Genomic DNA, 26,861 nt, shown 5'->3' with positions numbered 1-26,861 from the left:
GGGTGGGGACCCCCGTCCGGTCAGCCGGGAACGGCGGAGCGGACGGGGGAGCGGTCGAGCACCGCGGCCGGCCGGCGGGCGGCGGCGGGCTCCTCGAACGTGGACTTCTCGAACGCGGGCTCCTCCAGCGGCGGGAGGGCCGGGACGGGCTGTTCGAACGTGACGGTGGTGCGGTCGTCCCGGGTCTGCCGGGCGGCGGCCGCCGGCTCGGGGACGGGCAGCGAGAACCAGACGACCTTGCCACCGTCGTGGCGTTCCTGCACGCCCCAGCTGTCGCTGACGGCCGCGATCAGGGCGAGACCGCGGCCGTGGGTGCTGCCCGCGTCCGCGTCCGCGACGCGGGGCAGCCGCGGATCGTGGTCGCGGACCGAGACGGTGAGCCGGTCCAGTACGAGGTCGATCTCGACCGTGCAGCGCTTGTCGGGTTCGGCGTGCTGGTGCACGTTGGTCAGGAGCTCGGTGACGCAGAGCGCCGCGGGGTCGATGAGCGGATCGAGATTCCAGTACCGCAATTGCGCAGATACGATTCTGCGGACCTGGCCGATCCGCGGTGGAAGAGCCTGTAGCTCTACGGTGCAGTGCTTGTTCGGTCGGCTGATCACGGCTGCGACTCCCTGGAAGAAGTAGGGCTAGCCTGATGCAGAAGGGCGTTCTGGCACGCGCTGGGGCCGGGCCGGCGGAGACGGCTGCCGAGCCGGGCGGCGGCTGATGTCCAGAGCGTAGCCGCCGGTGAACCCTCAGTGATGCTGGTACGAATCAAGGGTCGACTCCCACAGCCGGAAGTGCAACTCCTGCACCCTCAGCCCCTGGCGTCACCGTGGCGCCCGGAGCGGACGGCCTCCAGGAACCGCCGGACGGCGGCCTCCCCCGACGCCTCGTCCGGTGCGCCCCCTGGCACGTCGTCCGAACGGCCCAGAGTGAGCAGGTAGCGCGTGCCGTTGACGGTCGCCCGGGCGCGGTCCCGGCCGGAGAACCACGGCTTGCTCGCGTGGACCGACCCCAGGGGGGCGCTGTCGATCTCCCGGCCGTAGCTGGTGAGCAGCTCCAGCCTGCCGTCCCTGATCTTGACCTGGCCCGCCCGGGTGAGCGAGCGAAGGGATCGCTCGATCCGCACCCCGGTCGCAGTGAACTCCGGCTCCGCCACGCCAACCGCCTCCCCGGCCGATTCGTGTGCCTCGTGCGCAGTCTGCCCGTGAGGCGGCCCACGCACCAGTGCCCATTTATGATCGAAAGGTCCGAGTGCTCCGCATGAGCCCGGATGGAACGGGAGGAGCGGCGTGAACGGCACCGTGCACCCGGGGGCTTCGGACGGGGCGGACCCGGGCCCGTCCCCCTCCGCAGCAGGCACCGCTCCCACCCCCGCCCCCACCCTCGACGTCGACCGCAGCGATCCGGCCTACCGCGCCTGGCTCGCGGACGCCGTCCGCAAGGTGCAGGCCGACGCGAACCGTTCGGCCGACACCCACCTGCTGCGCTTCCCCCTGCCCGAGGAGTGGGGCATCGACCTCTATCTGAAGGACGAGTCCACCCACCCCACGGGAAGCCTCAAGCACCGCCTCGCCCGCTCGCTCTTCCTGCACGGGCTCTGCAACGGCTGGATCCGCCCCGAAGCCCCCGTCGTCGAGGCGTCCAGCGGCTCGTCAGCGGTCTCGGAAGCCTATTTCGCGAGCCTGATCGGCGTGCCGTTCGTGGCCGTCATGCCGCGCACCACCAGCCGGGAGAAGGCCCGGCTCATCGAGTTCCACGGTGGCCGGTGCCACTACGTGGACGATCCCCGCACGATGTACGCGGAGGCCGCCCTGCTCGCCGAGCGCTCCGGCGGCCACTACATGGACCAGTTCACCTACGCCGAACGGGCCACGGACTGGCGCGGCAACAACAACATCGCGGAATCGGTCTACAGCCAGCTGCGCCGCGAACGCCACCCCGTGCCCGCCTGGATCGTCGCCACCGCGGGCACCGGCGGCACCTCCGCCACCATCGCCCGCTACGTGCGCTACATGCAGTACGACACCCGCATCTGCGTCGCCGACCCCGAGTACTCCTGCTTCTTCGACGGCTGGCGGAACCACGACCCGGCGGCGACCGGCGAGCGCGGCTCGCGCATCGAAGGCATCGGCCGGCCGCGCATGGAACCCAGCTTCATGCCGGGCGTGATCGACCGGATGATGAAGGTCCCGGACGCCGCGAGCATCGCCGCCCTCCGCGCCCTGGAGCAGGCCATCGGCCGCAGGGCGGGCGGCTCCACCGGCACCGGGCTGTGGAGCGCCCTCAAGATCGTCGCCGAGATGGCCGGCAACGGCTCCCGGGGCAGCGTCGTCACCCTCCTGTGCGACCCCGGCGAGCGCTACCTCGACACCTACTACTCCGACGCATGGCTCGCCGAACAGGGCCTGGACACCGGGCCGTACGCCGCTGCCATCGACACGTTCCTGGCCACGGGACACTGGCCGGACTGACACCGCCCGCCGCCCGTCACCGGTCGCCCCGCTGCCCGCTGCCCGCTGCCCGTCACCGTGCCGGGCGCCCGCGATCAGCGCGTGCTGCCCCGCATCGCCGCCAGGCGCCGGTCGAGCGTCAGCACCGCGTCGCGGAAGGCGTGCCGGAGCCCCGGCCGCGCCAGCGCCACCATCAGGCGGACCGCAGCGGGAGCGTCCAGCGCCACCGTCCACCGCACGACCGTGCCCGACCCCGAGGGCAGCAACTGCCACTCCTCCACTATCGCCCGCACCCCCGGCACGTTCGTCACGTCGACGCGGTACGCGTACCGGTGCGAGGGCTCGGCCGCCATCACCGTCTCCATGAAGCGGGCCCCGCCCATCAGGTGCACTTCCCGGCCCTCGCGTCCGGCCGTCTGCACCGGCCGCGCCAGCGTCACCGCGCGGAACCAGCGCGTCCAGCCCGGCACGTCCAGTGCGAGGGCCCGGAAGACCTCCTCCGGCGCGGCCGCCGTGCGGCAGGCGAAGGCCACCCGCAGCGGTGCGTTCGCGACGAAGTCCAGCCCCACCGGGCGCAGTCGGTACACCATCGAGACAACCCCCAAGGGTCGGCGGCCTGCCGGGTGCGGATACCTTAGCCCCGCGCGCCGTCGCATGTCGTGGAGTCCCCGGAAGCGTCCGCCACCACGAGCTCCGGCAACCGCTCGCCGATCTCCCGCCGCACGCTCTCCGGCAGCCCCGCGTCCGTGACGAGCGCGTCCACCTCCTCCAGCGTCGCGAACGAACTGAGCCCCACCGTCCCCCACTTGGTGTGGTCCGCGAGCACCACCACGCGCCGCGCCGAGCGCACGAAGTGCCGGTTGGTCTCCGCCTCCGCCAGGTTCGGCGTCGACAGGCCCGCCTCCGCGGAGATGCCGTGCACCCCGATGAACAGCACGTCGAAGTGCAGGGAGCGGATCGCCGCGTCCGCCACGGGCCCCACCAACGTGTCCGAAGGCGTGCGCACACCGCCCGTCAGCACCACCGTCGCCGCCCCCGGCCGAGCCGACGGGCCCGCGGCCGTCACCGGCCGCTGCGCGCTGTGAAAGACGTCGGCCGACCGCACCGAATTCGTCACCACCGTCAGATCCGGTACGTCCACGAGCCGTTGGGCCAGCGCGAACACCGTCGTCCCGCCCGCCAGCGCTATCGCACTGCCCGGCGGCGCCATCCGCGCCGCCGCCCGCGCGATGTCCTCCTTGGCGGCCAGCTCCAGCGCCGACTTCGCCTCGAACCCCGGCTCGTGCGTCGTCGCCTCCGCGACCGGCACCGCACCGCCGTGCACCTTCTCCACCACGCCCAGCCGGGCCAGGGCGTCCAGGTCGCGGCGGACCGTCATGTCCGAGACGTGGAGCCTGCGCGTCAGTTCGTTGACCCGCACCCCACCGCGCCTCCTGACCTCGTCGAGGATCAGCGCACGCCGCTGCTCCGCCAGGAGATTCTGGTTGTCGCTCACCCGGCCCGTCCTTTCCGGTCAGCCACCGGCAGTTGTGCGCGCTCATCCTCCCACGCGACGTGCGGCGGCGATCGTCTCCGTTCGGTCGGATCACGATTGGGCCTCGCCCCCCGGTTGCGGCCGATTGTCAGTGCCTACCGGCACCATGCTGGTGGAGCGAAACCACACCGGGATCGGGGGATGCGGTGGCACCGGAGGACCGAGCGAAGTCGGAGCAGGCACGAGCGCCCGGGCAGGAGCACGAGGAGGCCTCGCCGGCCAAGCCGCCGGGGCCGGCCCTGGAGTTGCTCGTGCACGGCGTCGGAGGCGCCACGCCGCAGGCCATGCTGGGCGATCCGCGCACCGAGCGCGTCACGGGGGACGGCATCGCCGGCATCCACCGCCGCGTCGCCGACCTCGACGCGGAGGACCATCCCGGCGGCCCCGGTGGCGACCCGGTCCGGGAGGCCTACGTCTGGTCCAACCTGACCTCCGGTGACGGCTCCCGCGCCCTGTGGCTGATGCTGCTCCCCTTCATGGTCATCAACCTGGCCCACTGGATGCGCCCCACCTCCGAGGGCCGTCGCCGCACCGTCCGGGCCTACGGCCTGCTGGTGCGGCTCGTCGCCCTCACCCTCACCGTGCTGCTCACCGCCGCGGCCTGCGAGGTGGCCCTCGACCTGACGGCCTGGCAGTGCGCGGGCACGCGCGCGTGCTCCTCCGGCAAGGCCTGGCTCGGTTTCATGTCGGCGGACCGGGGCGGCTGGTGGAGCCCGCCCGGCCGCAGGCTCGCCCTCGCCGCCGCCGTGCCCACGGCCCTGACCGGCCTGCTCTGGCTCCTCTCCCGCCGCACCTGGAGCGCCTACGAGGCCCAGGTGCCCGCCGGCGCCGGCGCCGGATCCGTCGAGGAAACGCGCGAGGCCGGCGGCCGCCGCACCGGCAGCCGCCCCGCCTTGTGCCTGCCCGGCTTCTGGTACGGGCGGCGCATCGTCGCCCGTCTGCGCGCGGCCCACACGGCCGCCGCCCTGCTCACCGTCGCCGCCTTCCTCGCCCAGGCCGCCTCCCGCCACGACCGCGCGCCCGGCGGCAGCGCCGTGCTCGACGCCTTGGGCTGGTCCCTCGTCGCCGCCCTGGCCGTCGCCGCCGTGTTCGTCGTCCACGCCGTCTGCCGCCGGGGCCGCAGCGAGGACGCCCCCGACGACGCCCTCGACCGGATCACCGTCACCGCCCTGCCCTTCACCGCGCTCGGCCTGCTCCTCCTCGCCGCCGCCTACTCCGCCTGGGACCGCCCCGGCTGGCAGTCCCACGGCATGCTCCCCGGCGACCGCGTCTTCGGCCTGATCGCCCTCGGCCAGGGCGCCCTCGTCCTCCTCCTCGCGCTCGCCGCCCGCCGCCTGCACCGCGCCGCCCCCGCCGAGCGGACGCCCCTGGGAGGCCTCGCGGGCCCCGCCGTGGCCACCCTCGCCTGCGCCCTCGGCGGCGTCATGACCGCAGGCGTCGCCCAGCGCGTCGCCGACTGGCTCGACGGCCCGGCCACCCCCGGCATGGGCGACGGCCCGATCGGCGGACCGCCCGCCCTGCTCACCTGGCAGGCGTCCGTCATCCCGCCGCTCCTCGCGGTCCTGCTCCTGCTCCTCCTCGTCCTCGCGGTGCGCACCTGGCACCTGCGCGAACGCCTGTGCCGCACGGTCCCCGACGGCTATCCCGGCGAGGGCCGCGACCGGGCGCGCACCCGCGCCATCGCCGGCACCGTCGCCCGCGCCCGCCTCACCGACGCCGCCCCGCGGGTCCTCGGCACGGTCGCCGTGCTCACGCTCCTCCTCGGCGGCGGCGCGGTCGCCGGTGCCTGGAGCACGCACGACGTGCCGGGGCGGGCCGCCGCCGGCACCGCCCGCATCGTGGAGGACGTCGCCCAGACCGCCCAGGCCCTCGGTTCCTGGTGCGTCGGCCTCGGCTTCGTCCTGCTGCTGACCTGGGGCCGGCGCGCCTACCGCGACCCCGCCGCCCGCCGCACCGTCGGCATCCTCTGGGACGTCGGCACCTTCTGGCCGCGCGCCGCCCACCCCTTCGCCCCGCCCTGCTACGCCGAGCGCGCCGTACCGGACCTCACCTGGCGGATGCGGACCTGGACCGAGCGCACCGGCGGCCGGCTCGTCATCTCCGGCCACTCCCAGGGCAGCGTCCTCGCCGCGGCCGCCGTCTGGCAGCTGCCCGCCGCCACCCGCGGCCGGGTCGCGCTGCTCACCTACGGATCGCCCCTGGAGCGGCTCTACGGGCGCTGGTTCCCCGCCTACTTCGGGCCCGTGAAGCTCGCCGCGCTGCACGACGACATCCACTGCTGGTGCAATCTGTGGCGGCGCACGGACCCCATCGGAGGCCCCGTCCGCCTGCCCGGCGACGCCCCGGCCGGCCCCGCCGTGGACCACGGCCCCCTCAAGGACCCCCTGGCGTACGGGCGTACGGCCGAGCACCCGCTGCCCGCGGCCATCCTCGGCCACTCCCACTACCAGTCCGACCCCGAGTTCGCCCGGATCAGAGCGGCCCTGCTGGCCCGGCTCGCCACGTGGATACCGGTGCCCCCTCAGGGCGGCGCGGGCAGGTCCTCGGCGTAGAGCAGGGTGAGGTCGTCGGTGCTCGGGTCGGTCAGCTGCGCCACCCGGCCCGCGTGCCGCTCGACCATCGCCTCGAACGTCTGCCGCGCGGTCCGGCCGTTGCCGAACGCCGGCCCCCTGGGGATGTCCGCGAAGTACTGCAGCAGGGCCTCGGACGCCCCGGCCCCGATCCGGTACTCGTGCTCGTCGGCCTGTTGCTGCACGATGCGCAGCAGCTCCTCGGGGGCGTAGTCGCCGAAGGTGATGGTGCGTGAGAAGCGGGAGGCGATCCCCGGGTTGACCGTGAGGAAGCGCTGCATCTCGTCGGTGTAGCCGGCCACGATCACCACGACCTCGTCGCGGTGGTCCTCCATCAGCTTCACCAGCGTGTCGATGGCCTCCCGGCCGAAGTCCCGCCCCGAGTCCTCGGGGGCGAGCGCGTACGCCTCGTCGATGAACAGCACGCCCCCGCGGGCCCGGTCGAAGGCCTCCTGGGTGCGGATGGCCGTCGAGCCGATGTGCTCGCCCACCAGGTCCACGCGCGAGACCTCCACCAGGTGGCCGCGCTCCAGCACCCCGAGCGAGGCGAGGATCTCGCCGTAGAGCCGGGCCACCGTCGTCTTGCCCGTGCCGGGAGAGCCCGTGAAGACCAGGTGCCGGCGCACCGACGCGGCCTTCAGCCCGGCTTCCTGCCGGCGCCGCCCGACCTCGATCATGTCCGTGAGGGCACGGACCTCCTTCTTGACGCTCTCCAGGCCCACCAGGGCGTCCAGTTCCCGCAGCACCGTCACCGAGGCCCGGGCGCCCTCCGGGGCGGCCGCGGGCCGCACTTCCCCGGCCGAGCGCTGCACCGGCACGGCCACCGGCAGCACCACTGCCCGGGGGGTGGCCGTCACCACCGACCTCCCGGCCGTCCCGGCTCCGGAGGGCACCGGCGCGACCGCCGCGGACGTCAGCGCCTCGTCGCTCGTACAGCCCTCGCTGACCGGGCCGGCCTCCGCGAATTCGTAGCCCCCGCGCTCGCAGCGCTCCGTGCGGCAGCGGGTGAGGGTCGACCGGCATCCGTCGATGACGTGGAATCCGTAGCCCCCGCTGCCCGTCACCCGGCACTCGTGGAACGTGCCCCGGCCCCCGGCCGACACGTAGAAGCCGGCTTCCACGGGCGAACTCACCGTGCACTGCTCGATGCTGGGGTCGGCGCCCTTGGTGACGATGACGCCGGTCGCCGCGGCGTCGATGGTGCAGCCCGCCATGGAGCCGCCGCTGCCGTGATCGCGGAACCACGCGCCCGTGCCCGCCTCGCGGATCCGGCAGCCCGCGAGCCGGGCCGTCGCCCCGTCGCTCACCGACACGGCCGTGTTGCGGACCTGGGAGAGGTCGCTGTCGACCACGTCCACGTGTGAGCCGCGGTCCAGGACGAACAGGGCGTCCGGCACGTCGTGGACCCGGCAGGAGCCGAGGGAGACCGTCGCCCCGTCGCTGATCCACACCGCCGGATAGTCGCCCTTGCTGTCGTGGATCTCGCACAGGTCGGCGTCCACGCGCGTGCCCGGGTCCCACACGGACAGGCCGTTGCGCCCGAACCGGCGGACCGCCGAGCGCGTCATCGACAGCACCGAACGGGATCTGAGGTCCACCCCGTTCTCCGGCACGTCGTGGATGTCGCAGTCGACGAGGGCGAGCACGGCGTCCGTGTCGAGGGTCACTCCGTCCCCGGACGTGCGGTGCACCCGGCAGTCGGTCAGCCGGCCGGCCGCCCGGGAAGCCACCTGCACCCCGGCTCCCCGCACCTCGTACACCTCGCAGCCGACCGCCTCCAGCGAACTGCCCTCGCCCGTGAGCGACAGCCCCGCGCCCGACGCGTGGTGCACCCGGCAGCGCTCCAGGCGCGGATGCGCCCCGCCCTGCACGGCGAACCCCGACTGCCCTGCGGCCACCACCTCGCAGTCCTCGAAGACGCCGCCCGAGCCGTCCAGCACGCTGATGCCGATGCCGCCGGCATTGTCGACGGTGCAGTGGCGCACGGTGGGACGGGAGCCGCCGCGCACCTCGATGCCCACCGCCGAGCGCGTCACGATGCGCAGGCCGGTCAGTTCCGGCGCCCCGTCCTCGACGACGAGCGCGGGGGCCGCGCCGTCGTGCCCCTCGACGTGCAGGTCCTGCAACGCCGCCGACGCCCGTACGGTCAGGGCCACTCCGTCGGCGGGCGCGATGCGCACACTGCCGCGCGAACCCTCGGCGCCGCGGAGCGTCACCGCGCGGGTGACGACCAGGTTCTCCCGGTAGGTGCCGGGGGCGACGGACAGCACGTCCCCGTCCACCGCAGCTTCCAGGGCCGAGGCGAGCGAGTCGTACTCGCCGGTGCGCCGCCGCCAACGCGACGGGCCGGTGTGCGTCACCTGGACGGAGCCCTGTGCCATGGTGCTGCTGTGCCCCCACCTCGTGCGTGCGTTGACCCGGGACCGGCCGGTACCGCGCCGGCCACCGTAGCCACGGTAGCGCGCGCGGGCCCCGGGAGTTGACCGGTCAGCTGCCTGCGTCCGCCCGGCCCCAGGTCTGCCCGGCCCGTAGCCACGCGCGGTCCCAGTGGGCGTACCGCCTCTGCATGAGCCGCCATACGACGATGCGGCGCACCGCCTCCACCAGCCCGCAGGCGGCGATGGCCGCTCCGGCGCCCGCCAGGCCGGCGTGGACGGCGGCCGTGTCGTAGTCCAATGGGCGGCCGGAGAGCTGCCCGTGGTCGTCCGTCCACAGCGGGAACGGCTGCCCGGGACGCGTGGGATGGCGCACGGAGACGACGCCGGAGCGGTCCTTGCCGTCCGGGCCGTGCCAGCGGGCGACCACCCGATGGTGTCCGTCGCGGCTCGCCGTGACCTCGCGGTCGGCCTCGGAAGGCCTGCCGTGCAGGGCCCGTACGGTCGTCGCCGTCACCTGGTGCCGGTGCTGCTGCTGTTCGCGGGCCATGTGCCGCAGGGCCTCGTGGGAGAGCGATCCCGTCACCCAGCCGGTGACCGGGCCCGCGAGCAGCATGAGCACCACGGCGGACAATCCCACCCAGGCTTCCAGGACATCGGTCCGGCGACGCAGGGGATTGCGCCGCCATCGCCATGCGAGTGCCGTAGCGCGCACCATGCTCACCCCCTTCCGGGTCCGTAAATACCTCACACAGGGCATCGCATGCGGAGGAAGACGGCGGAGAGAGCAAAATCACCCCCTCCGGATGCCGTCGGGGGCGGTGCGTTGACGGGTGGCGGACGGCGGAGGGAGGCGGACGGGGGGAGGAACCGGAGGCGCGGGGGAGCAGGGGGAGCAGTGGTGAAGCAGGGGGAGCAGGGGTGAAGCAGGGGAGATACGGGCTCAGTCGAGGATCTCGACGTCGTCGCCCACGCGCAGCGTCCCGGTGTGCTCGGGGATGAGGTTCTTGCCGAACACGGCCTTGCCGCCGATCCGGTGGTGCCGGGCGAGCGTGCGCAGGGGCTCCTTGCCGCGCTCGGCCGTGCGCTGGTTCGTCGTGGTGACGATGCACCGGCCGCAGGGTTTGACCGCCCGGAAGGTCACCTCGCCGATCCGTACGCGCCGCCACTCGTCCTCGGCCCACGCCTCGGTGCCGCCGACGACGACGTTCGGGCGGAAGCGGTCCATGGGCAGCGGGCCCTCGCCGGGCAGATCGCCGGCGGCGACGAGCGCGTTGACGGCGTCGAGGGAGGCGAGGGTGGTCACCAGCAGCGGATAGCCGTCGGCGAAGCTGACGGTCTCGCCGGGGAGGGAGAAGCCGGGGTCGATGGCGCGGCGGATGGCCGGCTCGTCCATGTGGAAGAGCCGGGCCTCGATCCCCAGGAAGGCACTGACCCACGCGTCGGCGGCGTCTCCGGCGGGAACCGCCTCGACCTTGTCCCCGAACACCTGCACCGTGACCGTGCCGCACGTGTCACTCGTGCCGCCCGCCTCCGCAGGACCGGGGAGGACGGGCACGGCGACGTCGAGCGGGTCCGTTCCCGGAGCGGCGAGCCGGATGCCGCCGCCGGGGAGCGGCCGCGCCGAGGCCACGGCGAGCCGCGGCTGCTGCCGCTGGGTGATGACCGTGCCGCCGGCGTCGGCCAGCATCCACCGGCGGTCGCCGGCCAGGCCCCACGGCTCCACGGCCGCCTCGCGGACGGCGCACCCCGTCAGCGACTTGACGGGATAGAAATGGATCGCGGTCAGCACGGGCGTGGACATACGGTCATCTTGCCACCCCGGTCGTGCGGTTGGACGAATACCTCCCCACACCGCGGCGGCATCCCCGCACCTGCCGCCGGACCGCACCGCCGGGTTGCCCCGCAGAACCCGGCAGAGCAGTCACAGGGGTTCGAAAGGTCAGTAACCGCCCTGATTCGGATACTGGCGGTTGTACGGGTCCTCGTACTGCCCCGCCGCCGGGCGGGGCGAGACCGGGCGCATCGCGTCGTAACCGGACGGACCCGCCGGCGCCCCTCCCGGCCGCGGCTGCTGCTGGTACTGCTGCGGCTGCTGCGGAGCCGGGTAGGCGCGCGGGGGCTGCTGCTGAGGAATGTACGGCGCGGCCGCCTGCTGCAGCCCCGAAGGCTGCTGCGGGCCGGGCGCGGGATAGCCGTACGGAGCCCCGCCCTGGCCACCGTACGAGGGCTGCGGGGCCTGGGCCGCGGACGGGCCGGAGGGCAGCGCAGGCAGGGCGGGCAGGTTGCTGCTGCTACCGCCGTCGTACGGGGACGACACGCGGATCGGGGCGATCTGCGGGGTGCCCCGCTCGGCGACGAGGCTGTCGTAAATCGGGGTGTCCGGGAACGACGACGAGGCGTAGTAGCCGCCGCCGTAGGTGCTGCGGGGGGAGGTCATAGCGCATAAGTTAAGCCCACGTCCCTCGCGAGGTCTACGTCACGGTCGGCACAAACCCTCCGCTGACCTGCAAAGACGCAGGTCAGGACAGAACCGGCAAGGTCGGACACATCCCTACGTACGGCCATCCGGGGGTATCGCTCCACGGGCCCCCGGAAACCGCTCCGTTGCCCTCCCTCGACCGGTCCGCGACCCCTCCCTCGGCCGGCCCGCTCGCTCTCCTCAGCCGGTCTGTTCGCTCCCTCAGCCGGTCTGCTCCTCGCTGCGGTCGCCGCCCCACAGCGTGTGGAACGACCCCTCGCGGTCCGTGCGCCGGTAGGTGTGGGCGCCGAAGAAGTCGCGCTGCCCCTGGGTGAGCGCCGCGGGCAGCCGCTCCGCCCGCAGGGCGTCGTAGTAGGCGAGCGCGGCCGAGAAGCCCGGCGTGGGCACGCCCCGGCCGACGGCGGTGGCGACGACCGAGCGCCAGGAGTCCTGCGCCCGCCCCACCTCCTCGGCGAACCCCTTGTCCGCGAGCAGCGTGGGCAGTTGCGGGTCGGCGGCGAACGCGGCGCGGATGCGGTCGAGGAACGCGGCCCGGATGATGCAGCCTCCGCGCCAGATGGCGGCCATCGCGCCGAGGTCGATGTCCCAGCCGTACTCCGCGCTCGCCGCGGCGATCATGTTCCAGCCCTGGGCGTACGAGACGACCTTCGACGCGTACAGCGCCTCCTCGACCCGGTCGGCGAACTCCTCCGCGGCCTCCGGGGCGAGGGACTCCCGCCCGGGCCCGGGCAGTTCGCGCGCGGCCCGGCGCAGATCGCCGTGCCCGGACAGGGAACGGGCGAAGACGGCCTCGGCGATGCCCGAGACGGGGACCCCGAGGTCCAGCGCGGTCTGCACCGTCCAGCGGCCGGTGCCCTTCTGCTCCGCCTCGTCGGCCACCACGTCCACGAACGGGCGGCCGGTGGCGGCGTCCGTGTGGGACAGGACCTCGGCGGTGATCTCGATCAGGTACGAGTCGAGGCGGCCGGTGTTCCAGGTGCGGAAGGTCTCCGCGATCCGGGCGGGCTCGTATCCGGCGACGTCGCGCAGCAGGTCGTAGGCCTCGGCGATGAGCTGCATGTCGGCGTACTCGATGCCGTTGTGCACCATCTTGACGAAGTGTCCGGCGCCGTCGGGCCCGACGTGGGTGCAGCAGGGCGTGCCGTCCTTCGCCTTGGCCGCGATGCTTTCGAGCAGCGGCCCGAGGGACTTGTAGGACTCCTCCGACCCGCCGGGCATGATGGAGGGCCCGTTGAGCGCCCCTTCCTCACCACCCGAGATCCCGGCTCCGACGAAGTGGATCCCGCGCTCGCGCAGGGCCGCCTCGCGTCGCCGGGTGTCGTTGAAGTGCGCGTTGCCGCCGTCGATGATGACGTCACCGGGCTCCAGGAGCGCGGCGAACTCGTCGATGACGGCATCCGTCGGATCGCCCGCCTTCACCATGATGACGATCCGTCGGGGCTTCTGCAGAGCGGCGACGAAGTCCTCCGCGGACTCGGCCGCAACGAAACTCCCCTCGTGCCCGTGCTCGGCGACGAGTGCCTCGGTCTTGGCGTAGGTGCGGTTGTGCAGGGCGACGGTGTGCCCGTGCCGCGCGAAGTTCCGGGCGAGATTGCTGCCCATGACGGCGAGTCCGGTGACGCCGATCTGCGCGGTGGCTTGCTGGGCGGAGGTGTTGGGCATCCGGTGGTCCACTCCTGTCGCTGTGACCGAAGGCTGGGGCGCGTGTCAATGCCGTGGGGTCGCGGACCTCCCGCGTCAGGCATCCGGACATCGCCCGGCCATCGTGGCATGCGGCACTCGAGGGTGGCTGAGTGCGCGCTGAGACGACTCCGGGTCTGTCAGCTTCTTCGGAGCAGCCCGCCGGTCGGTTCGTCGTATAGGCGGCTCGCTGCGGGGGAGTCGTTGAGGCGCTGCAGTTCCGCTCGGGCGATCTGCTTGCACAGGAGCTCGGCGACGATGCGCAGCCGGTACGGGAGAGAACCCCGCCGGTTGGTCGACGCTGCGTAGCCGCGCGAACGCGCCAAGACGTGACCGGTCCCCCTAATCCCCCCTAAATGAGGGTTCCGGGCGGCCGAGTTGGATGCACTTCCTATGCAGCCTTACGGGCGGTACGTACGGTCGCCTCCATGACCGCCGCGCCCAACGGCCTCGCCGATCGTCGTACCTGGACGGGGCTCTTCGTCCTCCTGCTTCCCACCCTGGTCCTCTCGATGGACATGGGTGTGCTGTTCTTCGCCGTGCCGTTCATCAGCAGCGACCTGGAGCCCAGCGGCAGCCAGCAGCTGTGGATCATGGACAGCTATTCGTTCCTGCTGGCCGGGCTGCTGATCCCGATGGGCGCCCTCGGAGACCGCATCGGCCGCCGGCGGCTCCTGCTCTGCGGCGCGGCCGGGTTCGCCGCGGCCTCCCTGCTGGGCGCGTACGCCCAGGGGACCGTCCAGCTGATCGCGGCCCGCTCGCTCCTCGGCATCGCCGGCGCCACCCTGATGCCCTCCACGCTCGCGCTGATCCGCAACATGTTCCACGACCCGGGGCAGCGGCAGACGGCCATCACCGCCTGGACCGCCGCGAGCACCGCCGGTGCCACGCTGGGGCCGGTGGCCGGCGGGCTGCTGCTGAACCACTTCTGGTGGGGGTCGACCTTCCTGCTCTCCCTGCCGGTTATGGCGCTGCTGCTGCTCGCGGGCCCGTTCCTGCTGCCGGAGTACCGCGCTCCGCGCGAGGGCCGTTTCGACCTGCCGGGCGCCGGGCTCTCGCTGGCGGCGGTCCTTCCGGTCGTCTACGGCGTCAAGACGCTGGCGATCGAGGGCTGGAGCCCGGCCCCGGCCCTGATCCTGGTCGCCGGGCTCGTGCTGGGCGCCCTCTTCGTCCGCCGCCAGCGCACGGCGGCCCATCCGCTCATCGACCTGGCTCTCTTCAGGATCAGGACCTTCAGCGGCGCGCTCACCGTCAACACGGTCGCCATGTTCGCCATGATGGGCTTCACCCTCTTCACCTCGCAGTACCTGCAACTCATCAAAGGCATGAGCCCCCTCGCGGCCTCGCTCTGGTCCCTGGTGCCGAGCGCCGGAGTCGCGGTGGCGGTCGGCCTGTCCTCGGTGCTCTCCGGCAGGGTCCGCCCCGCCCAGCAGATGGCCGGCGGACTGCTGGTGGGCGCGCTCGGCTTCGGGCTGATGCTCCTGGTCGGGCCCGGCTCCCCGGTGGCCCTGGTGCTCACCGCGGCCGGCGTGCTCTGCGCGGGCACGGTCGGGACCATGACGCTCACCGCCGACCTGGCGATCTCGGCCGCTCCGCCCGAACGGGCCGGCGCCGCCGCCGCGACCTCGGAGACCGCCACCGAGCTGGGCAGTTCGCTGGGAATCGCCGTGCTCGGCGCGGTCGGCGCGGCGGTCTACCGCCGGCAGCTGACCGACTCGATGCCGTCCGGCCTGCCGGGGCAGGCGGCGGACGCCGCGCGCGACACGCTCGGCGGCGCGGTCACCGTGGCAGCGCGGTTGCCGCACCCGGCCGGGAGCGAACTGGCCGCCGCCGCACGGGCGGCGTTCGCGGACGGGATGCACCTGGCGGCGCTGGCCGGCCTGGCCTTCATGGTCGGCGCGGCGCTGCTGGCGGCCCGCCTGATGCGCCACCTCCCGGCGGGCACCCCGTCATCGTCCCCGTCCTCGTCCTCGCCCTCGTCCACCTCTCTTCAGGCGAATACGGACCGGGCCGAAGCCGAAGACCTTGCGGTCACGCCCGTGCAGGGCCGGACCGCCGACCGGACCTGAGGGTTCGTACACGGCCGCGGTGAACCGCGCCGAAATACCGGCCGCACCACCGGTGCGGAACTCGCCGGGCGGAGAGCCTGCCGGATGGCCCGGGCGACCGTACGGCGAGAGTCGATGTCACGCCACACGATTGCGATGAACCTTGACAACCTTGAGAAACCAACGCAGCAGCAGCGGCGGCTCCGCCGGCTCCCGGCCCTACTCCCGCGCCGTGTCCCCCATGGAATGGGTGTTCCTGGGCATGAGACCGGGCCACTGCGTGGTCCACGTGGTGGGAGGCGACGGCGATCTGTCGGCCGCGGGCCTCGCCAAGGCGGTGTCCGTCGCCGCCGCGGCATCCCCCGGGATGCGGCTGATACGCCGGGGCCGCCGCTGGGTGGACAGCGGAGAACCTCCCGCCGTCACCGTGGTCGACGGCACGCCCGGCGACCACGACGGTCTCGGCGCGCCCTACCTGCACCGCACGCTGGACGGCTCCGGTGCCACCTGCGAGGTGGTACTCGTACCCGGAGCGCCGTCCACCGTGGTGTTCCGCGCCTTCCACGGCGTCACCGACGGGCGCGGCCTGCTGCTCTGGGCCGCCGACGTCTTCCGGGTGCTGCGCGGCGAGGAACCGCTCGGCGCACCGTCCCGGCTCAACGACGAGGAGCTGATCGAGCAGCTCGACCGGCCCGGCGGCCCGCCACCGGCCCTGCCCGCCCCCAAGATGGAGTGGCCGTCACTGCTCGGCCGCCGCCCGGCGGCCTCGCCCGGCCTGCTCCGGCGCCGCCGCACCGTGGACGGCCGTCACCCGGCAGCGACCGCCAGGATCGCCGCGGTGCTGGCCGACACGTACGGCTCCGGGCGCGGACGGTTCTTCGTACCGGTGGACCTGCGCCGCCACCTCCCGGAGCCCCGCTCCACCGCCTCGCTCGTCCGCGCGCTGCGACTGGACGTCAGCGCCGGCGACAGCTGGCAGGACGTGCACCAGCGCATCCTCACCGCACTGGCCGACGGCGCTGAACTGGCCCCGCCGTTCGCCAAGTCGACGCTGCGCATGCCACTGCCGCTGCTGCGGGCCGTCAACGCCGGGATCGACCGCTTCGCGACCGGGAAGAACCGCTACAACAGCCTGGCCTACCTCTCGCACCTGGGCAGCGTCGACCTGGCCGACTACTGCGCCGGGGAGTTCCGGGCCCGCACGGTCTACACGCTGGGCACCACCAGCCCCGGCAGCCCCCTGGAGGTCAACCTGCTGGAGACCGGCGGGCACACGGAGCTGACCGTGGCCTGGCACGACGGCCCCGGCATGGCGGAGCGCGCCGACGCCGTGCTCGACACCATCGAGGAGGCCCTGTCCCCCCGGGAGTACCGGCAGTGGGAGGGCAACCGCACCGAACGCCCTCTGCCGTCCGACCGCTCGGTGGTCGAACTCTTCCGCACGCAGGTCGAGCGCACGCCGGACCGCATCGCGGTCAGCGGCCCCGAAGGCGACGTGAGCTACCGGGAACTGAGCAGCCGCGCGGATGCGGTCGCCGCCGAACTCCGTGCCCAGGGAGTAGGCCCCGGCAGCGTGGTGGGACTGCTGGCGGGCCGCACCGTGGCCGCACTGGCCGGCCTGTGGGGCGTGCTCCGCGCCGGGGCGTGCTACCTCCCGCTGGACGTCCGGCACCCCGACGCCCGCCTCGCCGACCTGCTGGACGACGCCGACAGCATCTTCTGCCTCGTGGAACGCCCTTACGACCAGCGCGAATGCGTCCGGTCGCGCCGCAAGGCGCTGATCCTGGACGACCTTGTGGCCGGCGTCGCTCCTCCTGTGGCGAACGCGGACGCTGCCGTCAGTCCCGAGGACCTGGCCTACGTCATCTACACCTCCGGCTCCACCGGCCGGCCGAAGGGCGTGCAGATCGAGCACCGGAACCTGCTCAACTACGTCCACTGGGCGACCCGCGCGTTCGGGGTGGACGCGGACACCCGCATGCCGCTGCTCACCTCACCGTCCTTCGACGTCTCGGGCACGTCGGTCTTCCTGCCCCTGCTGGCCGGCGGTCGCGTGGTGCTGATGCCCGACGACCCCAACCACCTCTCGCTGCGCGAGCTGCTGCAGCACTCGGGCGCCGACACGCTGAACCTCACCCCGGCCCATCTCGACCTGATCGGACGGCTCGACCTGTCACCCACCGGATACCGCACGGTGGTCGTGGTCGGCGAGCAGCTGCGAGTGGAAGTGGCCGCACGGGCGCAGGAGATGTTCGGGCCGGACTGCCGCATCATCAACCTCTACGGCCCGACCGAGGCCACCATCGGGTGCACCGCCCACGTCTTCGACCCCGAAGCGGACGGCGCGGGCTCCGTCGTGCCGATCGGGCTCCCCGCGGACAACACGACCGTGTTCCTGCTGGACTCCGAGCGCCGGTTCGTCGCCCCCGGCGAGACCGGCGAGATGTACCTGGGCGGCGCGCAGCTCGCCCGCGGCTACCTGGGCCGCCCCGACCTCGACCGGGAGCGGTTCGTCCACCTCGCCGACGGGAGCCGCGTCTACCGCACCGGCGACCTCGCCCGGATCCTGCCCTCGGGCGAGATCGAGTACGTGGAACGCATCGACGACCAGGTCAAGGTGCGCGGGCACCGGGTCGAACCCGCCGAGGTGGCCCGGGCACTGGAGCAGCACCCCGCCGTGGAACGGGCCGTCGTGGTCGCCAGGAGCAGACCCGGCCACCCGGGCAAGGCCCTGTACGGCTACGTACTGACGACCTCTCCCGTGACGGAAGCGGAGCTGACCGGCCACCTGGGCGAACTGTTGCCTTCCTACATGGTCCCGGCCGCCACCATGGTGGTGCCGGAGCTGCCCTACACCGTGAGCGGCAAGGTGGACACGAAGGCACTGCCGGACCCGTTCGACGGCGAAGCGGGCAGTGCGGCGGGCGGCGGGTCGACAGGACCGGCGGATCCGGCGGACCCGGTCGAGGAAGCAGTGGCGGACATCTGGGCGCGCACCCTCGGGGTGGAACGCTCCCGGCTGGACGCCCAGGCCGACTTCCACCGCTTCGGCGGGGACTCGCTCTCGCTGCTCGCCATGGCCGCGGCCGTCTGCCGTGAGCTGCTGACCCCGGAACAGGAAAGGTCCTTCGTGGCCCAACTGGCCGGCATCGCGGGCGAGCCCACCCTGGAACAGGTGACAGCCCTGACCCGGGAAGCACTCGCCTGACCCGGGGATCGCAGACAGGCCCGGTCCTGCCTCCAGCCCCGGGGCGGACCGGCGCCGATGAGGCGATGGTGCCTCTGGGCGGCCTGCGGCCGGTGGTCAGCAGGGCCCGGGTCCGTACCGTAGCGTGCTGCGGTGGTCGTACTCGGCGCACCGGCGCTCTGACGTGACGCCCCGGGCTCCGGCCGGAACTGAGTGGATCAGTTCACCAGCGAGGTGCGAATGCGGTCGATAGCACGCAGGACCTCGGTGCGGTTCTTCGCCTGCTTCACCCACCCCGGCAGCCGGGCGATGAACGTCATCTTCTTCCCCGCCTCGTACCAGGGAGCCCGCTCACGCAACGGTGCTTGCACGAACCGCCTGATCATTTCCAGGTGTTCCGGGTTGTAGGCCCAGACGCGGCCGTGCCGCGTCTCGGTCTGCAACCACAGCGGCACCTGGAAGTAGGGGTCAGTGATCGGACCAGGTCCCCAGGAGAACCTCAGCAGTGCCCCCGGCTCGTCTCTCCGGGTCTGCCGGGAAAGGCCGCAGCTGCGGCAGACGAGACTCCGCTGATCGAACATCGACGGTGGCCCACTGCCGACGGCTCGGGAAGCCGGAACCACGTGGGCAACCTTGGAACACTTCGGACACTGCACAAGGACCGCGTCGATGAACGATTCCTTCGAGCACTGAGGGTCCCGAAATCGAGACGACGAAGGCAGCGAGACCATCCCCCCAGTATGCGGTGCGCTACTCAGCCCCGAAGCACAGGGACCCGACGGTTCACCGGCTGGCCCAGAGCAGGCCGGCCGGAGCGAACCGGCATGGGGCCGGAGCATCGCCGCGCACTCCTGTCACAGGGGCCGCACGTCATCGCGGCCCGGTGACCGGTTCAGCGACGTCTAGTAATCGAACGTCTCGAAGGTGACGACTGCGGTCTCCTCGTTTTCCCAGCGGACGTCCACCCTCACCTCATCGGCCTGAAGGCGGCCCGGCGGCCTGAGGACGCCAAGGGCGAGCCCTTCCTTCCGTTCCACCACGCTGTCGGAGTCCACCCCGCCCGGCTTGTTCCGCTCTCCGGGGAGCTCAGCCAGCCAGGGGCGGGCATCGGCGCGCGGCATGCGGAAGGTCCCCGACTGGGTGTGGCCCGCAAGGCCGCCGCTGAGCTCGGTGCACCGTTGGTCGCTCGCATGGTCGGGAAGGACCCAGCCCATGGCATACATGGCCTCCGAGCAGGCTATGGAGCGTTCATGAAAACCTTCGTCAACGGTGTCCTCGCCCCCGGTGACCACGTACGCGAGGCCGCCTATAGCTGCAGTCGCGGCTAAGGCGACGAGCCACACCACCTTGCGGCGCTTCGGGCGAGGGGCGGGCACTGGGATCTTGGTGGCTGTAGTCACCGAGAAAGTATGACCTGAGGGGCATGACGGCAGTTCAAACCGGTGGCTGCGGCACGCCCACCCCCACACGGGCGCCCCCGCCCCTGGGCATTCGTTGACCGCTTGTTGAACGGCCCGGTCCAGCGTGGTCCCCCACCGCTCCACCAGGGCGCGGTGCAAAGGAATGCGAGAGAGGAAATCGTCATGGACGACCTTTTCGACCTGGACGTGGAAGAGATCGCGGCGCCGGCCCTCGAGGGCGTGCCCGGTGAGGCGGGGGCGGCCCTGGTCACCAGCAACGAGTGCATGACGGGCACCGGCTGTATCTGCTGACCCGTCCCCCTGGGTGCCGTACGGGCGGGGGCGGGGGCCCGCCCCGCCCGTACGGCACGCACGCACGTAAACGGTGGTGGCCAACGGGAGCGGAGAAATGGTGTCGGTGATGAGGTCGGCGGACGAGGCGAACGGCGGCTATGCCTGCGCCGACGTGGTGCTCCTGAGAGCGGCGATACGGCCGGTGGACATGGCTCCGGACCCGGCGGGGACACCGTCCCCGCGGCGGGCCGCCGCGGACGGACTGCTGCGCGAGGCCGTCGCACTCGCCAGCCCGTCGCTGTCCGCCGTGCTGGACAGGGCGGCGGCCGGCGCGCCCCTGACGGCCAAGGAGGAGCGCCGCGCCGAGCGGGCCCTGACGCGCTACGCGCTGCGGATGAGCGAGCGGGCCACCCCCTTCGGCCTCATGGCCGGCGTGGCGACCGCGGGCTTCGCGCAGCGCCCGGAATTCCGCTGGGGCGAGCGGCACACCAAGTCCGTACGGGCCGATATGGGCTGGCTCACCGCTGCCGTCAGCCGCCTGGAGGAGGACCCGGGTGTCCTGGCGGCCCTGCGGGTGACGGCCAACGACCTGTGCACGGTGCGCGGCGACCGGCTGGTGCTGGGCTTCGTCCCCGTACCGGCGGACCTCCCCCTCCGGCGCCCGGCAGTGCAGGAGATCACCGTGCGCCGCACGGCGGCCGTACGGCGGGCGCTGGAGCTCGCCCGCACCCCCGTGCCCTGGCCCGAGCTCGTCCGGCGGATGACGGAGGACTTCCCGGCCGTGGACGGGGACACCGTCCGGGCGATGCTCACCGAACTGGTCCGGCGCGGGGTGCTGCTGACGGAGCTGCACCCGCCCATGGACGACGGCGACCCGCTGGCTCATGTCCTCGGCGTCCTCAGCCTGGCGGCGCGCGCCGGGGAGGGTCTCTCCGTACGGAGCCGGGACGTCCTGCGGGACCTGGCGCACGTCGAGCGGGAACTGGCCCATTACGCGACACGGGCCCCGGGCCGGGGCCGGGCCGCCCTCGCCGTGGCCGAGGCGCGCATGCGCCGGACGCACCCGGCCGAGCGGCTGGTGCAGACCGATCTCCGGCTGGACGTCACGGCCCGGCTGCCCGAGGCCGTACGGACCGAGGCGGAACGCACCGCCGGTGTCCTGGCGACCCTGGCCGCCGCGCGGCCCGGGCCACGGCATCTGCGCGCGTACCACGTCCGGTTCCTGGAGCGCTACGGAACGGGGCGCGCCGTCCCTCTGACCGAACTCCTCGACGCCGAGCGGGGCCTGGGCGTCCCCGAGGAGTACCGCGCACCGGCAGCGTCCCGGTCCCTGCCGGGCGCGGAGGGTCTCGACGACCGCGACCGGCTGCTGCTGGCCTGGGCGCAGGAGGCGGCCACGGCCGGGGAACGCGAGCTCGTCCTGGACGACGCGCGCGTGGCCCGCCTGACCGGAGCCGGCCGCCCGTCGCGGGAGGACCGGGGCGCCGTCCAAGGGACGCGGTTCGCGCCGCTGCCGTCCTTCGATCTGGTGGCCGAGGTTCGCGCGGCGTCCCTGGAGGCCATGGCCGAGGGCCGGTTCCGGCTGTTGGTCGGTGCCGTCTCGGCCGTCGCGGGCGCCGTCGCCGGGCGCTTCGCGCCCGCCCTGGGCGAGGAGGCCCGGCGCTTCGGGGAGGTGCTGCGCTCCGTGCCCACGCACGACCCGCATGCCGTCCGCGCCCAGCTGGCCTTCCGCACGGTCGGCGGCCGGGCCGCCAACGTGGGCCGCGTCCCCCGCTGGACGGACCACGTCATCACGGTAGCGGCCTTCACCGACCGGGCGTCGCGGTACGCCCTGGGCCTGGACGACCTGGCCGTGGTGGCGACGACGGACCGGCTCGCCCTCGTCTCCTCCGCGATGGCGGTGGAGGTCGTCCCCACCATGCCGAGCATGCTCAGCCTGCCCGGCAACGCCCCCGCGACGGCCCGCTTCCTGGCCGAGCTGCCCCGCTCCGGGGAGTCGGCGCTGCCCGTCTGGGACTGGGGCGCGGCAGCCGCCCTGCCCTATCTGCCCCGCGTGCGCTCCGGCCGCTCCGTTCTGGCCCCGGCCCGCTGGTACCCGGCCGACCCGGACCTGCCCGCGGCCGCCGGCGACCCGGCCACCGGCCCGGCCGAGTGGCGGCGGCTGTTCACCGCCTGGCGCGAGCGCGCGGACGTGCCCGACCGGGTCACGGCGGTCCACGGCGACCAGCGCCTCACCCTCGACCTGACCTCCGACGCGCACCTGGAACTGCTCCGGCACGAGTGGCGGCGCCGGCCCACGGCACACCTGCGGGAGGCGCCGGAGGGCGAGGAGTACGGCAGCGGCTGGTCCGCCGGGCACCGCACCGAGATCGCTTTCCCCATGGTCCGCACGACCGCTCCCGAAACGGCCCGGGAGCCGCTCGCGGCCCCGCCGCGCCGCCGGGCCGCCACCGCCCACCACCCCGGCTCCCGCTGGCTGTACGCCAAGCTCTTCTGCTCGCCGGAGCGCCACGACGACATCCTGACCGCCCACCTGCCCGGCCTGCTGGACGGATCCGGCACCCGCTGGTTCTACCTGCGCTACGCCGACCCCGACCCCCATCTGCGCCTGCGTTTCCACGGAGAGCCCGCCGACCTCGGCGGGCGGCTGCTGCCGCGCCTGGGGGAGTGGGCGGCGTGCCTCGCGGACCAGGGGCTGTGCGGGCGGCTCGCCCTGGACACGTACGATCCCGAGCTCGAGCGCTACGGCGGCCCGTCGGCCATGGCGGCGGCCGAAGCGGCCTTCGACGCCGACAGCACGGCCTGCCTGGAGCAGCTCGCCCTGCTGCGCGCGGGCACCCTCTCCCTCGACGCCCGGCTCCTGGCGGCCGCGAACTACATCGACCTCCACCACCGGTTCCTCGGCCGGCCCGACGGCGCGCTCCGCCTCCTGGGCGACGACGCCGCGCGTGGCCACGACGACGCGCCCACCGCCCTGCGGGAGCCCGCCCGCCGCCTCCTCGACGCCGACGGCCGCTGGCAGGCCCTGCGCCTCCACCCCGGCGGGGCCGAACTCCTGCGGATCTGGGACCGCCGCGCCACCGCCGTGGCCGCGTACGGGCGGCGGCTGCGCGCCCTGCCCCCGGCGGAGCGGTGGGGCGGGGAGGACCGCGCGCTGGCCTCCCTGCTGCACATGCACCACAACCGGCTCGCGGGCACCGACCGCACCGCCGAACGGCAGTCACTGGCGCTGGCCCGCGCCGCCCTGCGCGCACACCTCGGCCGGGTAAAGGCGGGCGTGTGACCGCCCGCGGCGCCGCCCAGGCCCTGGCCGCCGACATCGCGGAGCGGCTCGCCGACCCATGGCGGGTCGCGGCGCACCACCCCGCCTCCCGGCCCGCCTGGCAGGACCTGACCCTCAGCGAGGGCCTGCCCGGCATCGCCCTGCTGCACCTCGAACGCGGGCACTTCGAACGCGGGCACCTCGAGCCCGGGCACTTCGAACCCGGGCACCTCGAACCCGGGCACTTCGAACCCGGGCGCACCGACGGCGAGGCGCTGCGCACCGCACACCGCTGGCTGGCCGAGGCGACGGTGCGCGCCGCGACGGCACCCTCCGCCGCCCCCAGGCCCAGCCTCTACTACGGCGTGCCCGCGCTCTCCTTCGTCCTGTCGCGCGCGGCGGCGGCCGTCGGCCGTCCCCTACGGGCCGCCGAACGGCTCGGCACCCAGCTCCGCCGCTACGCCCGCGACACGGCCGCCCGGGAACTGCGGCGCCGGCCCGCGGACGGCGAGTGCGTGACCATGGCCGCCTACGACGTCGTGTCCGGGCTCACCGGCCTCGGCGCCCAACTGCTCGACGACGCCCCGGGCCGGGACGCGCTGGCCCACGTGCTCGCCGCCCTGGTGGCGCTGACCGTGCCCGTACGCCTGAAGGACGGCCGCACGCTGCCGGGCTGGTGGACCGCCCAGGGCCCCGGATCCGGCTACCCGCCCACCACACCCGAGGCCGGGCACGCCAACGCCGGGCTCGCGCACGGGGCACCGGGGCCGCTCGCCCTGTTCGCCCTGGCCTGGGAACGGGGCGTCGTGGTCCCCGGTCAGGAAGCGGCCATGCACACGCTCGCCGACTGGCTGGCGGACATCCGTGTTCACGACGAGCGGGGCACCCGCTGGCCCAGGGCGCTCGTCCTGCACCCGGCGGGCGGCACCGCCGTGGCCCCCGACGACGCGCCGGACCGCCCGGCCTGGTGCTACGGAGCGGTGGGCGTCTGCCGGGCGCTGTACCTCGCCGGCCGGGCCCTGGACGTACCGGAGTGGCGGAGCACGGCCCTGGCCGGCTTCCGCTCGGAGCTCGCCCGGGCACGGCGGGAGGACCGCGACGAGCAGGCGGATCCGGGGCTGTGCCACGGCTGGGGCGGCGTTCTGCAGATCACCTGGCGCATGGCCCACGACACCGGGGATCCCTGCCTGCGCGACCTCCTGCCCTGGCTCGCCCGGCGCGTCACCGGCTCGGCCGCGCCCGACGAGCCGTTCGGGCTGCGGCACCGGCCCCCGCCGCGCGGCCGGGCGACCGACCGCGCAGGCTTTCTCACCGGCGCGGCCGGCACGGCACTGGCCCTGCACACCTTCGCGACGGACACGGCACCGGCGACGGGCTGGGACCGCGCGCTGCTGATCGCGTGATGCGACGCTGTCCGGAAAAGTATTTCCGCTGATTTCTCGATAGGTTCACGGAAAGCACGCACTCGGTCACTCGGCATTTATGAAATGGTGTGGTTGCGCCGGAAATAAGGGCTCAGCGGCGGCGATTGGAGACGTTCCGGCGATTGTCGTACGATGACGGGCGTCGCTATTGCGTCCTCGGTGATCTCGTCGCCAGTGAGCCCGGACCACCGCTGATCGAATTCCTCAAGGTTCGTCGTGCGCAGCCGCCCGGTGTCCGCTCCCGGGGATGATTTCGGCAGAGCCGCCGGGCCGCTTCTCGCTGCGCGCGGCTGAATTCCGTCCCGTTCGGAAGGTTCGGCCCGGAAGACGATGTCGTCCTGCGGCGCGAGCCGACGCAAAAGGGCGGCAGCCGCAGGGCCCGAGAGGTGCACGGGCTGCCGTCGGACTTTGTCTCCGGCAGAACGGAATGCACGTCGTGGATCTGAGCGCGGCCAATCGAAAAGGCCTCAGTCTCTTCGCCCTGATCATGATCGGGCTGGGGTCCATTTTCGGCTCCGGCTGGCTCTTCGGAGCCGGTCAGGCGGCTCAGGTCGCGGGCCCCGCCGCGCTGGTCGCCTGGGTGATCGGCGCGATCTTCATCGGCATGATCGCCATGTCCTACGCCGAGGTCGGCGCCGCCTACCCGCTGCCCGGCGCCATGGCCCGGTTCGGCTCCATCTCGCACGGACCCGTGCTCGGCTTCATCACGGGCTGGGCCGTGTGGATCGCCACGGCCTCGCTGATCCCGATCGAGGCCATCGCGGGCACCCAGTACATGTCCTCGTGGAGCTTCGGCTGGGCCCGCGGGCTGGTCTCCGACGGCAGCCTCACCGGCACCGGCATCGCGACGGCCCTGTTCCTGACCGTCGCCCTGTGGCTCGCCTGCTACTGGTCCGTCGAGCTGCTGGCGCGGGCCAACAACCTGCTGACCCTGGTCAAGTTCGCCATCCCCGTCCTCGCGGTCGGCGCGCTCATCGCCTCCGGCTTCCACACCGACAACTTCACCGCGCACGGCGGCTTCGCCCCCAACGGCTGGTCGGCCGTCCTCACCGCCGTCACCGCCTCCGGCGTCGTCTTCGCCTTCAACGGCTTCCAGGCCGTCGTCAACCTCGGCGGCAACGCCAAGAACCCCGGCCGGGCCATTCCGCTCGCCCTCGTCGGCGCGCTCTCCCTCGGCCTGGTGATCTACCTGGCCCTCCAGGTCGCCTTCCTCGGCGCCGTCCCGCCGGAGAAGCTCGCCGAGGCCGGCGGCTGGAGCGGCATCAACTTCGCCTCGCCCTTCGCGGACCTCGCCAAGCTGCTGATGCTGCACTGGGTCGTCACCATGCTCCAGTTCGGCGCCTTCATCTCGCCGAACGGCGCCAACATCGGCAACGTCGCCTCCTCCGCCTACCTGGCGCAGAACCTCGCCGACACCGGCTTCTTCCCGAAGAAGATCGCCGAGGTGCACCCCCGTTACGGCGTCGCCCGCCCCGCGATGTGGCTCAACCTGGCCTTCTCCGTCCTCCTGCTGGTGACCATCGGCCACAGCTGGGAGGCCCTGGCCAGCGTCGTCTCCGCGGCGATGGTCGTCTCGTACCTGATGGGCCCGATCGCCGTCGGCGTCTTCCGGCAGACCAAGCCCGAGCTGCCCCGCCCCTTCCGGCTCCCGGCCGCCAAGATCCTCTGCCCGCTCATCTTCGCCTTCGCGGCCTGCGCCCTGTACTGGTCGAAGTGGCCCAACACCGGCAAGGTGACCCTGCTCACCCTGGTCTCCGTCCCCATCGCCGCGATCGTGCTGCGCCGCCGGGGCGAGAACCTGCGCCGCCAGTTCGCGCCGGCGTGGTGGATGGTCGGCTTCCTGCTGTGGCTGTCCCTGCTGTCGGCCCTCGGCAGCAAGGAGTTCGGCGGCCACGGGGTGATCCCGGGCGGCCTCGACACCGCGCTCGTCGGCGTGACGGCCCTGGGCTTCTACTTCTGGGCCGTACGCGCGGGCGTCCAGGCCCACCGCGCGGGCCTGTCGGGGCCCGACCCGGTCCTCGGCGGCGCCGGCGGCGGCACGGTGCCCGCCCAGACGCGCCGTGAGGAGCCGGCGGAGCCGGCAGAGGCCACGGCCTCCTGAACGCCGCCCGTACGCAGCGAACAGGCCGGCCCCGGAACGTCCGGGGCCGGCCTGTTCGCTGCGTAC

Annotated in this window: 21 protein-coding genes; 9 read left to right on the top strand and 12 right to left on the bottom strand. The window is 73.6% G+C overall.

The features are described 5' to 3' along the window. Positions 1-20: 20 nt before the first annotated feature. Together ACSNOG_RS10775 and ACSNOG_RS10770 are read right to left on the bottom strand one after the other, a co-directional pair. Positions 21-602, bottom strand: coding sequence for an ATP-binding protein (locus ACSNOG_RS10775; RefSeq protein WP_436752360.1), 582 nt, complete (start codon positions 600-602; stop codon positions 21-23). Between the two features lie 197 nt (positions 603-799). Continuing rightward, positions 800-1,144 carry a hypothetical protein gene (locus ACSNOG_RS10770; RefSeq protein WP_436752359.1) on the bottom strand — a complete coding sequence of 115 codons (345 nt, stop codon included), beginning with the start codon at positions 1,142-1,144 and terminating at the stop codon, positions 800-802. 133 nt (positions 1,145-1,277) lie between these two features. Here ACSNOG_RS10770 and ACSNOG_RS10765 point away from each other — a divergent pair, with 133 nt between their 5' ends. After that, complete coding sequence (locus ACSNOG_RS10765; RefSeq protein WP_436752358.1) at positions 1,278-2,459, top strand: PLP-dependent cysteine synthase family protein; 1,182 nt, start codon at positions 1,278-1,280, stop codon at positions 2,457-2,459. A 74-nt stretch (positions 2,460-2,533) separates the two neighbouring features. Here the strand turns inward: ACSNOG_RS10765 and ACSNOG_RS10760 are convergent, their stop codons facing one another. Both ACSNOG_RS10760 and ACSNOG_RS10755 read right to left on the bottom strand, forming a co-directional pair. Next, the gene (locus tag ACSNOG_RS10760; protein ID WP_436752357.1) at positions 2,534-3,028 is read right to left on the bottom strand and encodes an SRPBCC family protein; all 495 of its coding nucleotides are present in this window, start codon (positions 3,026-3,028) and stop codon (positions 2,534-2,536) included. A gap of 44 nt (positions 3,029-3,072) precedes the next feature. Continuing rightward, positions 3,073-3,933: a DeoR/GlpR family DNA-binding transcription regulator gene (locus tag ACSNOG_RS10755; protein ID WP_436752356.1), complete on the bottom strand. Its 861-nt coding sequence runs from the start codon at positions 3,931-3,933 to the stop codon at positions 3,073-3,075. A 185-nt stretch (positions 3,934-4,118) separates the two neighbouring features. Here ACSNOG_RS10755 and ACSNOG_RS10750 point away from each other — a divergent pair, with 185 nt between their 5' ends. Then, the gene (locus tag ACSNOG_RS10750; protein ID WP_436752355.1) at positions 4,119-6,524 is read left to right on the top strand and encodes a hypothetical protein; all 2,406 of its coding nucleotides are present in this window, start codon (positions 4,119-4,121) and stop codon (positions 6,522-6,524) included. Here the strand turns inward: ACSNOG_RS10750 and ACSNOG_RS10745 are convergent. From ACSNOG_RS10745 to ACSNOG_RS10720, 6 genes are all read right to left on the bottom strand, one after another. Further along, complete coding sequence (locus ACSNOG_RS10745) at positions 6,494-8,923, bottom strand: right-handed parallel beta-helix repeat-containing protein (protein WP_436752354.1); 2,430 nt, start codon at positions 8,921-8,923, stop codon at positions 6,494-6,496. The genes ACSNOG_RS10750 and ACSNOG_RS10745 overlap by 31 nt on opposite strands. Before the next feature lie 106 nt (positions 8,924-9,029). Continuing rightward, entirely contained in the window at positions 9,030-9,635 is a 606-nt protein-coding gene (locus ACSNOG_RS10740; RefSeq protein ID WP_436752353.1) for an Rv1733c family protein, read from the bottom strand. A 225-nt stretch (positions 9,636-9,860) separates the two neighbouring features. Beyond that, positions 9,861-10,721: an MOSC domain-containing protein gene (locus ACSNOG_RS10735; protein WP_436752352.1), complete on the bottom strand. Its 861-nt coding sequence runs from the start codon at positions 10,719-10,721 to the stop codon at positions 9,861-9,863. A gap of 138 nt (positions 10,722-10,859) precedes the next feature. Continuing rightward, entirely contained in the window at positions 10,860-11,357 is a 498-nt protein-coding gene (locus tag ACSNOG_RS10730) for a DUF6643 family protein (protein ID WP_436752351.1), read from the bottom strand. Between the two features lie 243 nt (positions 11,358-11,600). Continuing rightward, positions 11,601-13,061, bottom strand: coding sequence for an NADP-dependent phosphogluconate dehydrogenase (gene gndA / locus ACSNOG_RS10725; RefSeq protein WP_436752350.1), 1,461 nt, complete (start codon positions 13,059-13,061; stop codon positions 11,601-11,603). A gap of 158 nt (positions 13,062-13,219) precedes the next feature. After that, positions 13,220-13,405 carry a hypothetical protein gene (locus ACSNOG_RS10720; protein ID WP_436752349.1) on the bottom strand — a complete coding sequence of 62 codons (186 nt, stop codon included), beginning with the start codon at positions 13,403-13,405 and terminating at the stop codon, positions 13,220-13,222. A 102-nt stretch (positions 13,406-13,507) separates the two neighbouring features. Here ACSNOG_RS10720 and ACSNOG_RS10715 point away from each other — a divergent pair, with 102 nt between their 5' ends. Then, the gene (locus ACSNOG_RS10715) at positions 13,508-15,148 is read left to right on the top strand and encodes an MFS transporter (protein ID WP_436752348.1); all 1,641 of its coding nucleotides are present in this window, start codon (positions 13,508-13,510) and stop codon (positions 15,146-15,148) included. A 151-nt stretch (positions 15,149-15,299) separates the two neighbouring features. Continuing rightward, positions 15,300-18,335, top strand: a complete 3,036-nt coding sequence (locus ACSNOG_RS10710; protein WP_436752347.1) for a non-ribosomal peptide synthetase — start codon at positions 15,300-15,302, stop codon at positions 18,333-18,335. Positions 18,336-18,532: 197 nt separating this feature from the next. Here the strand turns inward: ACSNOG_RS10710 and ACSNOG_RS10705 are convergent, their stop codons facing one another. Continuing rightward, the gene (locus ACSNOG_RS10705; RefSeq protein WP_436752346.1) at positions 18,533-18,757 is read right to left on the bottom strand and encodes a hypothetical protein; all 225 of its coding nucleotides are present in this window, start codon (positions 18,755-18,757) and stop codon (positions 18,533-18,535) included. A gap of 459 nt (positions 18,758-19,216) precedes the next feature. Then, on the bottom strand, positions 19,217-19,714 hold the full coding sequence (locus tag ACSNOG_RS10700) for a hypothetical protein (RefSeq protein ID WP_436752345.1): 498 nt from the start codon (positions 19,712-19,714) through the stop codon (positions 19,217-19,219). Between the two features lie 183 nt (positions 19,715-19,897). On the opposite strand from ACSNOG_RS10700, the gene ACSNOG_RS10695 reads away from it, so the two are divergent. The 5 genes from ACSNOG_RS10695 to ACSNOG_RS10675 all read left to right on the top strand — a co-directional run bounded on the left by ACSNOG_RS10695 (position 19,898) and on the right by ACSNOG_RS10675 (position 26,795). Beyond that, the gene (locus ACSNOG_RS10695; RefSeq protein ID WP_436752344.1) at positions 19,898-20,026 is read left to right on the top strand and encodes a hypothetical protein; all 129 of its coding nucleotides are present in this window, start codon (positions 19,898-19,900) and stop codon (positions 20,024-20,026) included. Next, complete coding sequence (locus tag ACSNOG_RS10690; RefSeq protein WP_436752343.1) at positions 19,996-20,136, top strand: hypothetical protein; 141 nt, start codon at positions 19,996-19,998, stop codon at positions 20,134-20,136. The genes ACSNOG_RS10695 and ACSNOG_RS10690 overlap by 31 nt, the downstream gene beginning before the upstream one ends. After that, on the top strand, positions 20,136-23,291 hold the full coding sequence (locus ACSNOG_RS10685; RefSeq protein WP_436752342.1) for a lantibiotic dehydratase: 3,156 nt from the start codon (positions 20,136-20,138) through the stop codon (positions 23,289-23,291). Before ACSNOG_RS10690 ends, ACSNOG_RS10685 begins: the two co-directional genes overlap by 1 nt. Then, positions 23,288-24,673 carry a lanthionine synthetase C family protein gene (locus ACSNOG_RS10680; protein ID WP_436752341.1) on the top strand — a complete coding sequence of 462 codons (1,386 nt, stop codon included), beginning with the start codon at positions 23,288-23,290 and terminating at the stop codon, positions 24,671-24,673. The genes ACSNOG_RS10685 and ACSNOG_RS10680 overlap by 4 nt, the downstream gene beginning before the upstream one ends. A 457-nt stretch (positions 24,674-25,130) precedes the next feature. Next, entirely contained in the window at positions 25,131-26,795 is a 1,665-nt protein-coding gene (locus ACSNOG_RS10675) for an APC family permease (RefSeq protein ID WP_436752340.1), read from the top strand. The last annotated feature ends 66 nt before the right edge of the window (positions 26,796-26,861 follow it).

This window comes from Streptomyces sp. URMC 124 (assembly GCF_051386455.1).
GTDB lineage: Bacteria > Actinomycetota > Actinomycetes > Streptomycetales > Streptomycetaceae > Streptomyces.
This window is presented reverse-complemented; position numbering and strand designations above follow the sequence as displayed.